Source organism: Mycobacterium sp. KBS0706 (genome assembly GCF_005938675.2).
In the GTDB taxonomy this organism is placed as follows: domain Bacteria; phylum Pseudomonadota; class Alphaproteobacteria; order DSM-16000; family Inquilinaceae; genus Inquilinus.
In genome coordinates this window covers 1-252 of sequence record NZ_VCCH02000433.1, presented here as the reverse complement: position 1 = coordinate 252, position 252 = coordinate 1, and the positions used below count along the sequence as shown (strand labels likewise).

Annotated in this window: 1 protein-coding gene; it reads left to right on the top strand. The window is 72.2% G+C overall.

The genetic code is table 11. The features are described from left to right. A partial coding sequence (locus FFK22_RS43715; protein WP_186003002.1) for a phosphopantetheine-binding protein occupies positions 1 to 252 on the top strand: 252 nt, incomplete at both ends.

Genomic DNA, 252 nt, shown 5'->3' with positions numbered 1-252 from the left:
GCGCCTGATCGGCCGGATCCGGTCGAGCCTGGGGGTCGAGGTGGCGATCCGGAGCCTGTTCGAGGCGCCGACGGTGTCTGGGCTGGCGGAGCGGCTGGGAACGGCGCGGCAGGGCCGAGCGGGCCTGAAGCGGCGGGAGCGTCCGGAGCGGATCCCGCTGTCATATGCGCAGCAGCGTCTGTGGTTCCTGTTCCGGCTGGAGGGTCCGAGCCCGACCTACAACATCCCGATCGTGCTGCGTCTGCGGGGCGC